This window comes from Neorhodopirellula pilleata (assembly GCF_007859915.1).
Taxonomy (GTDB): Bacteria; Planctomycetota; Planctomycetia; order Pirellulales; family Pirellulaceae; genus Rhodopirellula; species Rhodopirellula pilleata.
This window is the reverse complement of sequence record NZ_SJPM01000001.1, coordinates 1,061,080-1,081,726: the sequence shown is the minus strand read 5'-3', so window position 1 is coordinate 1,081,726 and position 20,647 is coordinate 1,061,080. Positions and strand designations below refer to the sequence as shown.

Sequence of the window (20,647 nt, the reverse complement as noted above, 5' to 3'; positions counted from 1 at the left end):
GGGTCGGCGGCGGTAAAAGTTCCCTTTAAACCGCCCGGTGAGTGAAGCAGTGCAGTTTAGTCAGGTTAGGAAAACTCAGAAAACAGATCCGCCAGGGCGGAGTCAAAAGCCTCCTCGGACGATTCCGACTCGTCTGATTGTGACGATCTTAAGTTGGAAGCCAGACTTCCGACCGCCTCTTCGGCGCGGTTCATGGTTCTCGACTGGAGTTCCAATCCCCCCGTCAGGATCGAGTCGACGGACGAATGAATGTCGGTCGCCACGTTCGTATCGATGGCATCGATTTTGACGGCTTCACGGTTGGCGGTACCCAAGTTCGTTCCCGAAACCGTCGCGTACGCTTGGGTCGACGCCAACGAGCGGTACCGACTCGCATCGATTGAATCCGCCGAATTGTCGGTGGCGGCCGTCATCAACGTGATGCCGAAATCCGATGTTCCGATCGCGTCGGCGGGAATGGGTTCGCTCGAACCGTTGTTTCCATTGACATCACGATTGTTGAGTTCGTTGATGACCTGCAAAACATCGACAGCCGTGACGACTCCGTCGCCGCTGACATCGTAATAGTCCGGAGGCGTCGTTTCCAAATCGCTGACGTTCACGCTACCGTTACGCTCGTTGAGCAGGTTAATGATTCGCAGCGCGTCGACGGCCGTGACGAAACCGTCGGCGGTCACGTCGTAGCGATCGATCGGGTTTTGGAAGTTCGACTGGTTGAACGTAATCGAGACCGTGATCGGCTGGCTCAAGCGTCCCGTGTTGTCGATTAAGCGATAGGTAAACGTGTCGGTTTGACCGGCGACCGGTCGGTTGGGACCATTGGAGGTCGTGAACGAGAACGCACCATCGGTCCGACCGAGTAACGAAACCGTTCCGGTTCCGCCGACCGGTTGGGTCAGCGAAGCGGCATCGACACGGATCGTGGATCCTGGATCAGGATCGAAATCGTTGCGAAGCAATCCGAGATTCGGATCGGTAATTCTTAGCACACCACCCAACGGCACCGTGTACGCGTCATCGCCGGTGAAGTTTCCGATCGGCGCGGTTGCGATCTCATCGACGATGTAGGTGAACGAGTGACTGTTGACGAACGTGCCATCAAACACCTCCAATTCGATGACAACTGAGCCGGTCTTGAAGGGTTGAGGAACAATCCGGACGGAATCGCCGACGAACTCAATTTGGCGCACCAATGGATGCGCCGCAATTTGGCTGGCCGTCGGGTTGCTGAGATTACCAAGGCGAACGACTCGGTATGAGAAATTGTCGCCATCAACGTCCAAGAACAATCCATCGTTCTCTCCGAGCTCTCGTTTGAGATCTCCGGTGAAGACACTGCCTTCGAGCACCCGAGTCGGATCGAACGATCCCGCAACGATCGGAGCATCTGCTGAAGAAGCCACATTTACCGTAATCGGTTGCGATACCGAAAGCCCGGACGGATCCGTCGCGGTGATCGTGAACGAGGTTGTTCCAGACCGAAACACGCTCAGTTCGATCGACAAAACGTCGCCGCTGATCGAGGGCTGGATCAACTGGGTGTTGTTGACCGATGCGATCGAATAACTCAGCGAGTCACCGTCAGGATCAGTGAACCATGAATTCAAATCGTACGTTTCGAGTTCGCCACTTTGAGTGCGTTCGTTCAGGTCGATGCGGGTGACCGGTTGCTGAGATCCATCACGTTGACCACGAACGCCGCTGAATACAGGCGGTTTATTGATGTCACCCACCGCGATCGTCGCCGTAGCGGTCGATTCCGCTCCGGCCGAATCGACGACGATGTAAGTAAACCGATCGGTACCGCTGAAGTTAGTCAGCGGAGTGTAAATCAGATTGTCACCGACCTGCCGAATCGTTCCACCATTTGGCGTGCGACGCAGTGGGACGATCTGTCCATTCTGGATACTTGTGAACTGGTTCGGCTTGAGCGAAATCGTTTGACGCGCCGGTGCAGCCTTTTCATCCGGTGGCCCCGGTTCATCATTATCGAGGATACCGGGTAGGCCCCCAGGGACGCCGAAGATCGGAATGGTGATCGGTTGGTCTTCTAGAGTTTGATAGGATTCGCCGATCACGATCGGGTTGTCGTTGATCGCATTGATGACGATCTCAACGCGTCCTTGGATCTGAGCGGTTTCACTGACGATCGAACCGGGGAGCGTGCTAAGCAAGCGGTCCGAGACGGTATAGGTGAACACATCGGGATCCGGACCGTTGTAATTAGCAGGCGGCGTGTAGTTGATCGTGCGACCGCCCGAGCCGATCGACAAGGTGCCGCCCTGTAGCGTACGGAACGCGGTTGTTCCGATTCCTGCCGAGAAGAACACAAGTTCTTGTTCGGCCGGCTCGGTGCCCGGTCCGGCGACATAGAACGGTGTGATCAATTCAGATGCGTTGAAGACTACCGGTCCAGGAATCGTTTGATCCTGTTGGCTATTCACATTATCTTCGTTGATCGTGCGAGTGACCAACACGTCCGAAGGCACAATACCCGGTCGAAGCGTTGGCGGATCGTTGACGGGTGCCACGCGAATGACCACCGAGATCCGTTCATTGCCAACCAATTGATCACCAGGGGCGTTCGGGCGGATATCCGTCACGCGGACACTGAACGGGGTTCCGTCGGCAAGGAACCGAGCTTCACCGGCGAAGTCGTCGGTCGCGTCGAACGTGAACGTGCCGTTGCGAGCGATCGTGATCACACCTGCCAACTCACCATTCGCACCGTAGAGTTCCCGTTCACCGATGTCAGCGGCGAAGATTTCTACGGTTCGATTGGAATTCGATACCGGATTGAATTCACCTTGCACTCCGACCAACAAGCCGTCGTTGTTGGTGAATTGATCGATGCCAATATCGTCACTCGCCTGTAGGAATCCGCCTTCGTTGATGTCATAGCTCAACGAGGTATCGGTAATCGTCGGCGGTGTACCATTGACGATCCGAACTCGATAATCTTCGACTTCGCCACTAAGCGCAAGCCCGACCGGAGAGCCGGTTCCATTGCGTGACACACGGAATCGTGCATAGGTGTCACCGGTGCTTGTGCGTGTGGTCGATGGAATTTCAATGTTATAGGTGCGAATGGTTTCGCCGGGCCCGAAGAGGGCAGGGTTCGGCGTGCCTTCGGGAAACTCGAGATCGGGCGAGATGATCAGTTCACCTGGATCGTCCCAATCGCCGTCGGCGTTGAAGTCAATCCAAGCTTCCAAGACACCTTCACCATTGACGGTGATTTCGATCGGCGTGACCGATCCGGGGCTCGGATTGAAAATCCCCAACGGATTGTCGGGACTGGTGAACTTGACGCCGTCTTCATCATCACCGGAAACTTCGACCGTTACCAAACCGGATACCGGATCAGTCACCGTCCGTACGCTGGCGGGGTTGATCGGGCTTTGTTCGATCGAGTTTTCAATCCCAAGAGCGATATTCGCTTCGGACAAGAGCGCCGAATCGGCGGCGGTCAGGACACGTTCGCCTTGATAGCCGCGAGGCCAAATGACGAAGTTGTCTTCGTTGAAGATGCCGTCGGTATCGAACTCAAACGTTGCGACTTGTGGTCCGGTATCGATGGTGAATGTTTCACCGTCAAACACGGTTACATCGAACACATTGGTTGGATTGATATCGACTTTAACAACGCCATTTTCCAAACGATTGGCGAACAACCCTCCGCCACCACCGACGACGATGGTTAAGTCGTCCCCGTCGGCGGTTTGAACCGACAGAGCATCGAGTTCCGAGTCGACGCTACGTCCCAGCAGTGGACCTGAACCAACAACGTGTCTCGCTCCGTTATCTCGCAAGCGAGTCGGATAACGTCCGGGAATCAGTCCAACCGGGTCGGGTGCATCGCCGAAATCCAACGCGATGTCGGACAGGTTGATCGTAAACTGAGTTGTCTGATCGTCGCGATTGGCTTCCAAATTGTTGCCGACTTTATCTTTGATCGCGGGCAAAAGGAAGTTGTCGATCGGACCTTCCACAATCTGAGCATTGTTGAGGAACAAGGAATTGCCACCGCGGTCTTCGGCGAAAATCGTCGTCGTCGGATCTTCGCCACGGCGATTAACGTTATTCAAAGCTCGCAGGAGCACTTGTTTAATCGCCTCCGAACTGAACAGAGGCGAGATCGTGATCGGAATCGCACCGCCGGGAACACCGGTAACGTTGAGCGTCGGCGCTGCCGAGATGTCGACTTGTGTTCCGGGAAGATCGTTCAAAATGACACCGCCGGTCAAGACGCCATTCTCGTCGGTTTCGGCGATCGGGAAAACCTCGCCGTTGGGACCGGGAGTGAATCGTAGACCGCCGGGATTGTTACGAATCGCCGCCGCCAAGCTTTCGGCGATATCGCCGGGCGAACTGTTCGGTTGGAAAGAAACCTGAACGTTGCCAGGTTGAACACCGCCACCGTTCTCGACCGAATCGAACTCGTAGGACACCGAGATGTCGCCTTGGCGAATTCGTAATATCTCGCCATCACTGACAATACCGGTCTGAATGCCGATCGCGCTGGCTCCGGCGAATCCGGGTAGACCCGTGTTGCTGACGCGAGTTCGATCGATGCGGCCGAGCGAAACTTGGGTTCCGTTGACGACCGTCGCAGGCAATCCGGCGGTCGACGCGTTGATCGACGCTGCTAAAGCAGTTGCCAAGACATCCGGCGTATCATTGGTGCTATACGTAATGACGTTGGCACCAAGACGGATGTTGTTGAACGGTGCGTTGGCCAACGAGAACTGGAAGACCACATCATTGCCGTCGTCATCGGTCAGAACCAAGATACTTCCGTTGATGACGCTCACGCCGCCAAGGGTCGGGATGTTCAACAACAACGGGCCGAGGACTTGAACAGTGCTGCCTCCGCTCACTCCTGGTTCGCCTTGCACGACCAAAGAACTGGTGTCGGTAACGGTCAACAGCACCGGATTGGTGGTATCAACGGCAACCGAGATCTGTCCCGGAGCGGTTCGTTCGCTGGTATTCAATAGGCCGGGCAACAGCGATATGACTTCATCGGTAATCGGATCGGTCGGGATTTCACGTCCGGCGAAGATTTGGGCGAGAGCTTGTTGGAACAACTCGCTATTGGTGACGCCCTGAGCATCCTCGCTAGCGGCCTCGGCGGTCGCAATTTGTTGCAACAAACCGGCGAGTTCCTGTTCGTTCTGGCTGACCGCAGTCGCGTTCAAGATCGCACTGACGCGTTCGGCCAGTTCGACGGAAGTGTCGGTCAAGTCGTAGACCACCGGAATGTGCCCCGGTGTGACATCCGCGCCTGTCGGGTCCACGTCGCTACGGAGATGGAACTCCAGCGTTTGACGCGGAATGAACTGGGCTTCGTCAGTCAAACCGATTCCTAAGAAGTCCGAATCGAGGGTTAAAGTCTGGCCGTCAGGAACCGTAATGAAGACGAATTCGTCTTGTGGAATCGGACTCAAATCGATTCCCTTGGCTACCAAGGCCGCCGCGATCCGACGGGTCAATTCGTCGGTCGAAACGTAGAACAGAGTTGGTGTGCCACCTTCGGGCGTGATCAGTTCGGTCACGTCGATTGCCGTGTTTCCGATGCCGACCACCGGTGGCACCTCGCCACTGCTGTCGAATTCAAACACGAACTGCTGGGCAACGTTGTTGCCCTCTTGCAACTCAACCGTAAAGGTGACGTCGTCCAAATCAACAGGTGAATTATCAACCGGCAATCCACTCGGGAAGAAACCGTTGATTTCGATCGCCTGGGAGGACGCTTCGGCTTGGCGACTGATTCGAATGATGTCGCCATCGTTAACCGGTCGGCTCAAGCCCACGACGCGGGTTTGTCCCGGCGAGGTCGTCACGACGCCGTTGGCCGGTAGATTCAAGGCAACGAAAGTTCCGTTCACGCTAGGCGTAAGCGACAGTGGGGAATCAATGATCGCTTGAGCGATCGAATCGGCAATCTCCAGACCACTACGAGTCACCAACAGACTTGCCACCTCAATCCGGATGGCATTGGGATCGTTCATGGTGTCATCGGCGTCAAACTCGAACGTCCGTGTGATCGATCCGTCCGAGATCGTAAACGTTTCGCCGTCTTGAATACCGCCGGCACCCCCGCCTACGGTCGGAACGCTCAGGGCCAACGTGCGTGCAAGTTGTTGCAAACCGCCCGCTGATGTATTCACTGTCGTTCCTGGTTCGGCTCCCAGAACGACGCGGTAACTCACGACCGGATCTGGTTCGCTGTTGTCGCCCGGCAGTTCGGGTTCGCGAACGACCTTAACATCGAAGTCGAACGGGGCGGGCAACTGATTTCCCAACGAATCGGTCCGAGGTGAAATCAACGCCTCTCGAATGCTCTCGGCAATCCCTCGCAGGAAATCGTCCTTGTCCATCGCATCGATCGGCGTGGGACCGGACGGCAGCGTGATCGGAATCGATCCCGGCAAACGAACACCGTCGACGTCAAACTCAAAGACAACAGGATTGTTGGTTCCATTGGCGACTTGGAAGATGTCTCCATCGCGGATCCCGCCGACGTCTGTTCCCAATTCAGGTACGACGAGTGTTAACGGCTCAGGCAACGACAACTGGTAACCTGTTTCGAACTCGAACACGACGGTTCCGCCGTCCGAATCGGTGATTCGAATTTGATCACCGTCTTCAACGTCGTCCGGCGACGGAGCGATCAACACGTTTCGGTCACGGTTGTTCAACATGATTCGGTACGACCGATCGTTTCGCCAAATGCCGGCGATCGGTGTGATGAACAAATTGTTGGAGACTTCGTCGAAACGGATGCGATAGTCGATCCCTTCGACCAACAAGCGATCGTTCTCGAATACGGTGACGTTGTCGCCCGATTTTCTAAGTCCTGGAAGTTCCGAAACGATCACGGTATCCCCATCCAATCCGACGCCCGTGAACGGGTCGGCGGAATCGCCGGTGTCACGAAGCTGAATGATGAACTCACTCAAACCTCCGACCGGTCGATCGATGAACGTGTCGTTGCCGTCAGCATCCAATCCTGCCGGATCGTTATCGAGTGGATTCAGAATGATCGCGACCGGTCCGTTGAAGTCGGCACGTTCATTGGCGCCTAGATCCAAGAACAGTGACCCACCCAAACCGCTCGGAGGCGCGACCGCGTCATTGTCCGCACGCAAGACACCGATACCGTCACGACGTGGTGCCAAAACATTGTTGATCGGCAGCCCGACACTCTGTTTGACCGCACCGAATCGATCGCGTTCGAGGACCGAAGTGATGCCCGTGTCGATAATTTCAGCCCGAAGCGCGGGCAAGAAATTGTCGCCCGCCGCATGAACAAATAACGGATCATTACCACCAAGGGTCACGTTGAAGTCGTCGGTGCCACCATTGACATTGCTCGGGTCTTGAACGATTCCGGTTCCGTTGTTGATCGAATTGATATTGTCACGGAAACGATTGTTTGCCGGTTGATCGTGCTGGAACGCGTTGCTGGTAACGACCACTTCGCCCTTCTTGGGGTGAAGGTCGGGACCTACGGTGTTGAATCCGAGTCGCCGAGTTTCCTCGTTGTCCACACTGATATGCAGATTCGAGAATACGTTGTTGAAGATCACCCCGCTGCTACCGCCGGCCATGAGGACGCCGTGTTCGGGAAGTAACTGATCGGTGTTGCGTCCGGGGAGTGGATCGAGATGGAATGGGAGTCCCGAGACTTCCATCTTTGCGGCGTTCTCGATCAAAAGATACATTTCGGTCGTTCCGTTGAACGTGCTACCGACCGAAACCAAACGATCGTGACCGAATCCGTATTGGTAATCGACACCGCCACCAAGTAAGCCCGCGTAAGGCGGTGGAACGGGACCAAAGGCACCCGAACCCACCCCATCGCCGGCGACGCCGCCTAGAGGTGTTGCCAAAACCGGATCGATAGGGCCGCTCACGGCACCGATCTGAGCATCGATCGGGCCGTTGCCACGGTCGTGATTGCCCAGCAGGCTGAAACCGCCGACGATGAAATCATTGATCGCCCCGGCGATGCCGACCATCAGTTCGGGGACACGATGCCCGTCGCCCGGTTGAACATTGATCGTCACAACCGTCTGGCCGTTTACGTTCTGAGCTGTGTAGCCCCCCACACCAGCAGCAGGCGTGACATTGAACTCGAAACGCACCGTGTTGGTCGTACCGGGCACCGCGAGCGGATCGTTTCGGTCAGCGACTTGGGTGATCGTGAAAAATGCATTATCGAGGTCGGGACCGGTCGTACCAAGGTTACCACCTCCACGGGTTTCGATGTCGTTATCAATGCTGAAGACGAACTGGCGAGCCGCGTAGGCCTCGATGGCGATCGTATAGTCGCCTAACCCGCCGGTCGCGAGGTCGCGTCCAGAGATCGAATTAGGATCAAAACTTTCGTTGCCCTGCGAAGTAACCGAGACGTAGTACGTTCCGCCCACGGTGGCGGTGAAGTCTAAGAATGGATCGACCGTCGAGCCGATCGTCGAGTCAAACGTGGTCGGATCCGTGCTGGTCTCCAAGTGATCGGGAACCAACCCTTGAGCGTTGGATGCGATGACCACACCATTCTCGTTAAACAATTGCAAGAACGTGTCAGGTCCAGCACCCGGGATCGTATCGATATCCACGATCAAACGATCGCCGACACGAAGCTCGACTTCATAAATATCGGCGTCTTGTCGTGGATCGTTGACAGTATTGCCATTTCCGATCGTTGCCGTCGTCGTATAAATCGATGCATGTGCCTGACCGACCTGGGTGCGCACCGCTCCGGCAAGCGTATCGTCGCCGTCGGCACCTTGAGTGATCGCGGCTTGCTGGAAGGTCGATTCGGTACCGTCTTGACCGTAGATCGTGTTGTTGACGATTTTGGCGAACGGTTGAGCCGCCTCGCCGATCGCCGCCTGGCCTACGGTAAACGGATTGCCTCCACCAACTTTCTGGAACCTACTATCGAAATAAACCCCCGTTACGCCCTCGAGGTAAACTGCAGGTGTGGGGAAAGAGATCTCACTGAGATAACGGCTTTCTTCTAATTCGCTGCCAAACTGAATCGATGGTCCGATCGTCGGCTTGACGAGTTGCACAAGATCATTGGTGACCAGAATGCTTCCCAAGACCGCTTGCTGAATCCCCATCATGACTTCGTGACGAGTCGATCCGTAGGATCGGTTGTTGTAGCCCGTGGGGAACGTCCGGCGGTAATAAATCGGCACGTGACCATCCACGTAGCCGTCGCCACCGGCCTGGCCACTGCCCCCGGCGGGCGTCACGTCACCGGTGATTTCTTCGAATTCGAACGTGACCCGAGTGCCAGAGGCATCGAGCGTCATCGTTAACCCATCGTTAATTTGATCACCGAAATTTTCAGCGAGTATGAAGTCGTTAGCGACGAAGCCACTGTCGATAACGAACGGCCGCAATTGGCCTTCTACTCGGATCCCTGCGTAACCGGCACTGTCGATCGTGTTGTTGACGATCGAGATTCCCGGAGTCAGACCGCCAATGACAGAGTCATTGAGAGTCGGCAAGTTGCGAACGGCGCCTGGAGTTGAATTACCGATCGGCGGCTGTTGCAAGAATCGCTCGGGTACGTTGACGTTACCCGTATTGAAATTGAAGAAGTTGCCCTGCACCACTCCGTCTTCAGGCGGGAACTTAATGTCTTGAGGGTCGACATCTCGGTCAGCCGGCTCACTGTAGATGCCAATCGTGTGGACATCGCTGATCCGGTTCGAATCAATGATAACTTGATCCTGGGTCCGGACCACGTTGGCGTCGCCGATCATGTTCGAGTAGATCGCCGCAATGGGAAGGACACCCCCGCCCGGTGCCAACGGGCTATCGGCTTGTGGCGCGTCGGCAAGACTATCCACGGCGATGAAATCGCCGGAAACTACTCCCGATAACGCAACGCGAACATCTCGGCTCGAACCGTCCGTTTGTCCGGCAATGTCCGTCGCTTGAATCTGAACAAACGCCTGAACGGCCGGAAGGTTGATCGCTCGTTGGATCGCCTCGGCAACGTCTGCTCGCGTCAAGGCGGCCGAGATGTCGATCGGAATATTACCCGCCGTGAACGAGCCAGTGCGATTGAATTCGAAAGTCACTTCGCGGACGTTATCCGAAAGCGAGAATGTGTTGCCATCGACAATCTGATTGGGAAGCGGAGCGACCAAAGTCATCGATCGTGACAACCGATCATTCGTGTCGAACGTCGTCGAAACGTCTGCCGCGTTGACCAGCCCGGTATCCCGGTAAGCTTGTCCGGAACGAATTTCGAGTTGGTATTCCCCAGTGACCGTTTGCGATTGCCCGGTAAATCCGAGTCGTGCCGAAGGCGCACCGGTAACCAGCTCGCCGCGTTCGGCGAAACCGACGATGAAATTATCGATGTACAGACCGTTGCCCTCAAGCGTCGGGCCTTCGCCTGCGAAGAAATCGGTGTCGTACTGGAATTGCACGGTGACGCCGGTATCGCCCGCGAACGCACCCAAGTCAATGCGGGCTTGGAACCAAGAACCGATTCCATTGCGTTGTAACAACGGGGTACCCGGATCAGCGCCAAGGACGCCTTCGGTGTTGCCGATCACGACTACGGCATTGGGTTGTTGATCACTGCGTACGGTCACGCGTACGGCATCGTTGCCGACATCACGAAGCAGGTAGTCGAAATAAAGCATCGGTTGGTCCGCGTCGGTATACCCGACCAAATCAAACGATTCGCTGTCCAAGTCACCCCGGAACTCTGAACGATCGAAATACAACGATTCGTTGTTCGGGTCACCACCAATGACCGCATGTTGTTCGACCGAGACATTCAGTTCATACGTTCCGCTGCGGGGTCGATTGGCGACAGGAAGCGTGAAAACGCCCGTAACTGGATCGTAAGTGGTTGCTTCAGGCGAGACGGCAACGAAGTACTGCCCTGGCTGCAAGGTCGTTTGAATGAAGGGGTCTTCGGAGAACAAACTCAGTGGATTCGCGGTACTGCCCAAGGCGCCGTCATCGGCGGGTGCGAGGCTGCTCGTTGCAAGGAGGTTTCCAAACACATCGAACAATTGCAGTTTCAAATTGACGCTATCGGTCGCCAACGTAGAGATGTCCCGGTTCCCCACATTGATTCCTGCAAGCCCCGGATTCGATGTGAAAAGAGACGGGTTGAAGCCCTCGTCGATATCCAGGATGACGGTCGAGTTGACTTCCGTCACGTCAAATTGGAAAACGTCGACGACCTCATTGAATGTTTGGCCGAGCACTTTCGTGTGAGGGAAAAGTTGCGACGTGTTGGTTCCAAAATTGTTTCCAACATTCGGATCGTCGTTCAAACTCCAACCAGCGACCGTTTCGAGGGAATCCGCAGTCAGGAACGAATCGTTTGACTCCGTTTCGACTTGAATACTGCTGGGGTATAAATCGATCGGCCGAGAACCGTTGAAGGTTTGTCGTAGGTTGTGACCAATGTTCAATGCTAGGTCGGTCGTAACCGACCAACCGAACGGCAACAATTGGGTATCGATGAACGGTCCCACCTCGCGCGGAGGCAGCGCAGTCGTTTGCAACAGCGAATTGACTTGATCGTCAAAGATCCGGATGACCGAGTCGACTGGTTCTAAACGAACCAGAGGATCGGTTAAGACTTCGGGAACGGTACCTTCACCGGAAACCGCGATGTAATAAGTGCCATTACCTCCAGGCAGCGTTACCGGACCGATGTAGGCATCACCGGTATCAATACTACCACGGCTGAGTAGATCCAGAGGATCACCATTGGGTAGGCCTTGATCCTCCAAGATGTTGCTATCATTTCCGATCGCCACCAAACGAGGTTGCAGAGGTCCACGTTCGCCGTCGGGATCGTAGAACAAAGACAACATCGTATCTGGTCGATTAAATCCGTCCGCATAGTCGATATCGAACACGACCGTGGTTCCACCGGTGGCACCTAACGCACCGTTGACGTCGATCTGATAGAAGTCGATGTCGGCCGAGGTGCTTAATTGACCTCCGACGCTAAACGAACCGTCACGGCTCTGTAGTAGATTGCCGAGGTACTGGGCACGTTGGCCCGGCGTGTTCAGGCTCGTAACAGGCGAGTCGTTGCTTGATAACGCGCCCAACTGTTCGTTTTCCTGCGCATCACCAAGAAGTGGTGAATTCGACATCCCGCCTCGAACGTGAATGCCATGGTTGGAATACCGAATATCGGCGAATCGGACCATGCTTCCCGAGAACGCTTGCTCTTCGTGGGTACGTAGTTGGAAACGGTAACCGCCCTTTGTCAATCCACCGGTGGCGTCGTCGGGATTCATCGAGGCACTGCGAATACGCACGAAGTAAGTCGAGTTTTCACCGATGGGGCCCGGCAATGTCATTCTCAAGCCGGCATCGCGTGGATTGACCGAATTGAAGTCGAGGAAATCATCGAACTCACGATCTCGTTTGAGCGAACCGACCAATCCCTCGACGCTCGGGTCCAATGCGTCCACCGTCGCGGTGCCGGCAACCTCATCACGAGAATTATTGCTTCGCGCGACCACCGTTCCGTCGGGGTCCAGCACTTCCACGATCGTGTCAAGGGTGAAGCTGGTCGCATCGACATCGATCCAAATTTGAGTTCCGGCTTGAGCCAAGAACGCGTAGGTGTCGACATCGTTGGCCTGGGACAAGAAACCCTCGACTTCAAATCCGAGCCGCTGCTGTTCATCGCTGGTAATCGGACTGGTTGCCAATTGACCGAGAGTTTGAGCGTTGGTGACCGAGCCGTTCAAGCCAGGAGACCGTTCGGAATCGAGTTCTCGTTCTAGGATGAACTCCATGTTGGTCAGATTGCTGTGCTGGTCAAACAACACGCTCCGCCAATCATTCGGTTCCGGTCGCGATCCAAACGAATCGCCGTTGGTATCGGTAAACGGAGTTCCATCGAGTTCCAAACCACCGCCCACGGTGTCATCTTGGAAACTTGTCAAAATTACCGGCGAGCCTGGCATACCGATGACTTGCACCGTGCCGCCGATGCGGTTTTCGATGTCGCCAACCGTCCCGGTCGCGGTCAGACCGGTACCGAACGTCGGGCTAAAGCCATTGCCCTCACCGCTCAGTTTGACAACCAAGCTCTCTTCGGCCCGGCTCATCAATCGTAAACCACCGGAGGAATGGAAGTTACCAACGGTGATCGAATCGAACAGCATGTGTACGATGTCGGTGTCATCCCAAATGCTTTCGGTGGTCAGTTGTCCGCCACGGATTTCCATTCCACTGAATTGCTGTTGAGCGGCAGCCTGGCTGGCTACGATCCGGTAGGAGTTGTCACGGATCAATGGCCCGAAGTTGTCGTCCAGATCGATCAAGCGATCGATTTCACCGGTCTCGCGACCCAAGTCCACGATTCGTTCCGCATTGAACGAATTGCTATCGATATCGATCACACTTCCGCGGTTGTCGACAAACTCGTTCCCGACGATCGTCGGTTGGCTGCCGCGAACATGAATCACCGACGGCGTAACACCGGGACTACCGAACCTGCCGATCGGACCGGCACCAGCTTGGCCGGACTGATTGAATTCAAACCGTGTATTGACGACTCGTCCGGTCGCCTGTTGCAATTGCAGTGGCACATAGCCTCTTGTCAAACCGCCCGCCAACGGGCTGATTCCACCGCCGTAAGCGATGACCGCCGAATCCAGACCGACGTGCGCCCCGGGACCGGCATAGATCCCGGCCCAATTACCACGCTGAGGATCCGCGACATCGCCGTCGTTGTTGGTGTCGAAAGTGCCTCCAAAGCCGTACCGGTCGTCCAACAAGCTTGTCAACACGATCGGAAGTTGATCGGTGCCTTCGGCCAGTAGTTGCGTGCCGTGTCCCAGTTCGATTCGAGCCCCGTTGAGCTTGATGACTAGACCTGGATCGATCGTCAGCGAAGCATCCAAACGGCCACGAATACCGGCTAGCGTCGGGTCCAGACGAGTGCTGTTGGTCAAGTTACGCGAACCGTCGTCGACAAACGTCTGCCCCGACGCGTCCAAGCGGGCGATGAACACGAAATCATCAAGCGTTCCTGGAATCGACCGATAAAGCCGGCGTGAAACGAAGTTGCTAACTCCGCCAATCGCCGGCAGGTTACGAAGTTCGATCGATGAACCTTCACCCGTTAGCGTCGACGGCACGGTAAAGACGCCGCTGGCATCGCTCGGCTCCGACTCGAATCCGAACTCGTCAACGAAAGTCATCTTATAACGATAAGCCCCCGCAGCGAGATCTCCGCCGGGGAGGATCTGTCCCGAAGAACTGACCAGTTCGGGGCGTATTCCATCACTGATCGATCCACCGGGAGTTCCCTCGATGATCAAATTTTCGGCCAAATGGTGGACCACGTCGATGTCGTCGAATCGTCCCGCCACCGTCAATGTGCGCGGTGGTTGCGATTGACCCGTCGCGATCCGAATGAACATTCCATTGATGCTGTTATTGACCAGAGTATTGGAGAACACGTCCGGCCCGGACCGACTGTAATCCGCGATGAAGGCACCGGAGGCCTGGAAAACCGGGGATTGAAAAGTCGTTTCCTCGAACGTGTCCGGCGACGCGCTGATCGCCGCATCGGCACTGCGTGTGATCTCGTTGAACGAAATCGTCGGACGACGACTGAACATCGTGATCGGATTAACGAGCTGTTGTTGGGAATCGACCAGCACATTGCTGCCGCCGCCGAAGCGGAACTCGGCATGATTGACGCGATCGACGAAGATCCCTTCGTCTTCGAGGCTGAATCGACCCTGGACCCGATCAAAGTCACTACGATAAACGATCCCACCCCAGTCACCCGGTCGGGCTACGGGCGATGAACCGGCGGCGTCGGAATCGGCGAGACGATCTCGCATGCTTGTCAAAATCACGCTGCCGTCTTGGTATCCTCCGGTAACTTCCGTATTGCTCACCAAGGTGGTGATCGGATCAAAGTCAACTAAGCTCGGATCATCGCCTGTGGAAAGTTGTACCAAACGTGGTGTGCCGAGAATTTGCAACAACGATCCGCTCCGGTCGATTTGCAAACTACTGCTACCGACTCCGATCCGAGCGCTGCGGAATTTCAAGATCGCACCGGCGTCAACCATGGTCGTGACGCCCTTGGGCACTTCCATGTTGGCGCCATCTTCATTCAGGCCTCCGCCGATTTCTCGAACGCCGAACTGGTAACTGTAGTTGTCGTTCTCGGTTTCCAAACGACCATCGTCACCTCCGTTACCCACGATGCGGACTTGGTCACCAGGTAGGGCGATCGAAAAAGCACTCAATTCCGTGGTGCTGGCGATATTGTTGATCGGCGACAACAAACTGCCCGCCGCTTGGGTCGGTCCGGTCTTGTCGACGAAAATGGTCTTGCCATGAACGGTCATTCCGCGGGCGTTGCTGGATAGCTGGACCGAACGTTCGCCGAACAACTGAATCTGATTTCCGGTACCGTTTGGCAGTGGTGCCGCCGTGACTCCGGTAATCGGACTGGTTAATTGAATCGCACTGATCAGAGCACTCGCAAGCGATTCCGGTGGCGCGCTCGCGCCCAGCGTCGCGTTGTAAATGACTACGTTACTACCCGGCGTTCGTTGAACACCGCCGACCGGTACAAACTCATAGGTTCGAATGACACCTGATCCGCTGACAATCCGAATCGTCTGGTTCGGCGTGATCGCCGATCCCCCCAAATCGAACTGCAGGATTCGCTCTTCGGGACGAGTTTGGAACCAAAATTGGTTGACTCCACCGGGACGTCCGTCGTTGTCGCCGTCGATCGGCGTTCCGGGCAAGTTGTTGCCCAATCCGTCCCTATCACGAAGGACATTCTCCTCGTCCACGTTCGGATCGAACTTCACCAGAACTTCGTATTTACCCTGAGTCAGTCCACCGAATCCGCTGTCGGGAACTTCGGGATCGTAGGTGTCGTTCCCACTGGCCGACACTCCGATGTAGTAAACACCTTGACCCAATGAGGCTCGCAGGAATGAGTCTTCACTGAAGTAGTCATCGTTGCGAGCCAATTGCACCAGACCGCCGCCGGTCAATTCCAGCGGGGCACGCAAAATCAATTCGCTGGTACTCGAAATGTCCGTTGCCGATGTGCCCGTTACCAGGCGAGCGGTGACCAATTGCGAGGCGAACGCGTCCGAGTTGACCGCGTTGATCAAATCACTTACCGGGACCGAGGTGATGTTCCGGCCTCGACGTGGAATGTCCAGCAGAATGGCATTATCGAGCGGCTCGCCATTGTCGCCACTGAGACGCAAGACGCGAACTGCCGTATCTCCCGCCACACGATCGGACTCGACAAACTCGATGCGTATCCCGTTGCCGAGTCGACCCGCATCAACGGCCGAGAACTCAACCTGCAGGCTCGGGCCGAGATTGAAATCGGTTGTGGCGGTCGCGGTGACTTCTTCGAACAGCCGAATCGTCGTGTCGAGCAAACTCGACTCGGCCAAACGTTCGGCAAACGTTTCCACCGTCAACGTTCCCAATCGATCGGCATCGTCCAAACTGACTTCGAATCGGAATAAATCGATATCAACACTGTCGGGCTGGTGCAGGTACTGCCCGTGCAGTACGTCGTAGTTACCTGGAAAAACGGGTTCGAGGTCGTTTAACGCACCGAGCGTCGTGGGATTGATCGTGTCCTCCAAGAATTGCGATGTCCCTGTTAGCAGAGACTCGGGTGGCAATTCAGGTGCGAATTCAAGCCCCAACAGAAGCCCGATACCGGCAGCTGCTTTTCGCGTGAAGTCTTCGGCGTAGGCGGTTCCGAAGGTGACTTGATTGTTGAAGATGATCGCCGAGTTTTGGAAACTCGGATCGATCCGCAAACTTGCATCGAGCACGCCGAAATTTTGAACCGTTGTGCCAACCAGTGGCTCTAAGCGATTCGAATCACCAACACCGAAAGTGATCCCTTCCGATTGGGTTTCGCGGAACTGAACTCCGATTCGATTCGACCAAAGATCCAACGCTTCGCGAATCCGAGTCTGTTGACGTTCGGTAATTTGGTTAATGAATGAGGTATCGCCGACCGTCGCCAAGATTCCGCTGAAGTTATAGGCGACTTCAGTGATCCCGTTACCGGCGTTGGGCAAAAATGCAGGGTTGAGATGCCGAATGAAATCCGTATCGACTTGGCGACTGCCCGGATCCTCGTTGCCACCGGGCAACACAATGCTGGTTGTTTGAGCCGAGATCGACTCACTGATCAAGAAGCTCTGCAGACTGCCCGTGTTTCCGATCAATCCAAGATCGCTAGCCGTTGTGAACGTATCGCCCAAACCGACCAATACAAACGGCTCGGCACCGACCAACCGACCGGGAAGCGGCTGGGTCGTCGAACCTTCGATTTCGACCGAGAACAAGTTTCTGGCTTGCAGATCCGAATTGACAGCCGCCTCAATGTCACTGGCCAACGGAACACCACCGCCAAAGTCGATCCGCAGCTCACCGCCGACGAGTGACAATTGCAGTCCACCCAAACCACTGTTTTCAAACACAACTGCGGTAGCTGGCTGGTTTTCACCGATTAATCTCGAACGGAAAATCATCCGAGTTCCGAAGTCGTCTAGATCAACCGCGACCGATGGGGTCGGAACCAATTCGCTTGGCTGCAGCTTAAGATCCGTCGCCGCCCCAACCGCTGCGCCGATCCGCAAACGGAATGTCCCGCCACCGACAGGAACGTTTTCTAATTCATTGATATCGGTTTCGAAAAACAACCGGGCCGTGAATGTGTCTTCGTCGTAAACCACACGAACCGGCTCATAAACCTCATCGTCTTGGGTCGAGACGGTGTCGTTGGTTAAGATCAGTTGATAGAAACGCGGATTCTCTGCCGATCGAGCCGTCGGATTGCCCGTGCTGTCGTTCTCAACAAACAACGGGTCTTCATTGAAGTAAACAACCACTTCGTTGCGGTTTTGGGTCAACGTTCCGTCGGCATTGCGAACGACCGGTTGTGGAACGACCGCCTCGATCAACGCACCCAAGTCCAAACGGAAGTCAATGACTTCGACGCGACGTGACGCCACCGAAGGTTCGAGCAATTCGCCGTTGACGTTCCTTAAACCGACAATCCCCGCACTCGGATCATCGAAACCAAAGATGTTGATACGGTATTCGTCATCCGGGAGCGACTCGGCAAACCGGACCACGATCTCGTTTTCGTTAGGGTCACCCAACGTCACCGCGCCAGGCGTGACTTTGACGTCGTCAGCGGTCCCTAATTCGCCGTCATCACCCGCCCTCAGAAATTGCACCGCATCCAAGGTTGCCGGGTCAAGACGCTGGTTGTCGTCAAACCGGAACGTCATCAAACGGGGCGATAGGTCGAGTACCGAGACCTGATTGGGATTGTTAACGATCCGCCCTTGATCGTCACGGATGTCAATCAAATCGCCTTCGTTAGGCTGAATGCCGATCAACTGAGGACCGGCAAGCAATTGCCGGGCTTCGAGCGTTTCGAGCAGGTTCCGCCGCCGCATATGCCGACTTCCCGTCGAACGTTTGTTCGCGGGACGTTTGCTCGAACGAGACGATGAATCGGGGGAAGTCGAGGGAGACGACGAGTTTCGCTGACGCGAGGTCATAGACCGAACCTTCTAGGCAGAGTAACGCGGACGTTATCGAAAGAAATTGCTTCCGATGATCGCCCCGCGTCGCACTTGATGTGGATCTTGGAGCTTCGTTGTGCCGGCGGGCGATGCACCCAACGCATCGCTACGGACAACCAAGCCCAGTCGTAAATGACAAGGTTGTATGCGACCGAAAAAGACCTTCAATCGTTCAAGAGGATGCTTGAACGACCTAAGCCTACGGACACACACAGACCGCCGAGTATAGTTGGGGACGCAGCCGTCGCAAATTTTTGCGCAACCACTACTTACCGCAACGAACGACTCGACGGGCGGCTACGACGGTCGTAGGAGTAAAAACGCCCGGGGACCGGGGCGACCGCCTGCACCATGTGGGTGGTAGAGTGATCTGCCCCGGAATTTCGGGCCGATTCATTCCCACTAATCGGCATAGTTCCGCGTGCTCTTGGACGCGAGCCGATTCAGAAAGTTCCCTAAGAGCGAGTAGCGAGAGGCGAGATCGGGAAGCCTCTGCCTGGACAATCTTCAATCGTCAATCGTCAATCGTCAATTATCCTCACCGGCGGGACTTTCGCTTGCGATTCATCGGGTTCAAGCTCCGACGCGTTTCGGTCGGTTCGGCCACTTTCTCAGGCTCATCCGCTATTGGCGGGGGCGCGTCGAAACCTTCCATTGTGTCCCGAATCAGCAGTTTATTGATCCGCTGTTCGATGCTCGTCAGTACCTCTCCCTCGCCTGGGACGACAAAGGTGTAAGCGACTCCGTCACGACCCATGCGGCCGGTGCGTCCGACGCGGTGGACATAATCGTCACAATCCTGCGGAACGTCGAAATTGATGATATGTGAGATCGTTGTGATATCGATCCCACGACCCACCACATCAGTCGCCACCAAGATCTTCAGCTTTCGATCGCGGAGACTCTGCAACACTCGGTCCCGTTCACGTTGTTGCATGTCACCGTGCATCGCACCACAGGCCCCGTGATAATCGTGGGATAGTTGGCGATACAGCCGATCAGTGCCCCGTTTGGTTCGACAAAAAATGATCGCCTGTTCGGGGTTTTCACGCTTGAGCAGCTTTTCGAGCAATTCGACTTTGCGCTCCTGGCTGATCGTGAAATAGCGTTGCTCGATCGTTTCCACCGCCATCTCGTTGCGACAGCAATCGATCACCACGGGCTGGACCATGTAACTTTCGGCCAACCGACGGACGACCGCCGGCAACGTCGCCGACAACAGCAGCGTTTGGCGATTTCGCGGGCATTTGCGCAAAATCCTTTCGATTTGGGGGCGGAAGCCGATGTCCAGCATCCGATCGGCCTCATCCAAGACGACGGACCAAACCTTGTTCGTCCGTAGTGTTCCCCGTTGCAGGTGGTCATGAACCCGACCGGGGGTCCCGACCACAATTTGGACCCCGTTTTCGAGCTGGCGGAGCTGCTTGGTCATGTTTTTGCCGCCCGAGAGAACCGCGATCTCGGTGGGAAGTCCGTAGGCTAATCGGGCCGCCTCACCGGCCACCTGGTCGGCCAATTCACGCGTCGGCACGATGATCAACGCTTGGGGGTCGCGACAATCTTCGAGCGAATCGAGTTGCTCGAGGATCGGGATCGAAAACGCGGCGGTTTTTCCGGTACCCGTGCGAGCCTGGCCGATCACGTCCGTCCCGGCTAACGCGTGTGGAATCAAGGCCGCCTGAATCGGCGAGGGCTTCGTAAAACCGGCCTCGGCGACGGCTTTCCGCATGATGGGCGAGAGGTCGAGTTCATCAAACGACTGGAAATCAGGCGGCGTTTCAACCGGACCAACCGACTCCAGCAGCGCGATCGGATCGCCAGCTTCTTCGAATCGCTGCGGACGTTTACCACGGGGTGGTCGAGAGTTTTGGGGACTTCGTGTATAGCTCATTCCCGAAGTTTATCGTTTCACCCGGGTTTGCAACACTGGCCATCAAGATCGGTTCGATCCGTCGGATCGGAAAAATTGGACTCATCCTATCTGACGATGGACCAGACGTGTC

2 protein-coding genes are annotated in these 20,647 nt (G+C 55.8%); both read right to left on the bottom strand.

Annotated features, from left to right (window positions below; translation table 11 throughout):
* Window positions 1–65: 65 nt before the first annotated feature.
* Entirely contained in the window at window positions 66–18,620 is an 18,555-nt protein-coding gene (locus tag Pla100_RS03475) for an Ig-like domain-containing protein (RefSeq protein ID WP_146576234.1), read from the bottom strand.
* Between the two features lie 562 nt (window positions 18,621–19,182).
* Window positions 19,183–20,535: a DEAD/DEAH box helicase gene (locus Pla100_RS03470; RefSeq protein ID WP_146576233.1), complete on the bottom strand. Its 1,353-nt coding sequence runs from the start codon at window positions 20,533–20,535 to the stop codon at window positions 19,183–19,185.
* Between the last annotated feature and the right edge of the window lie 112 nt (window positions 20,536–20,647).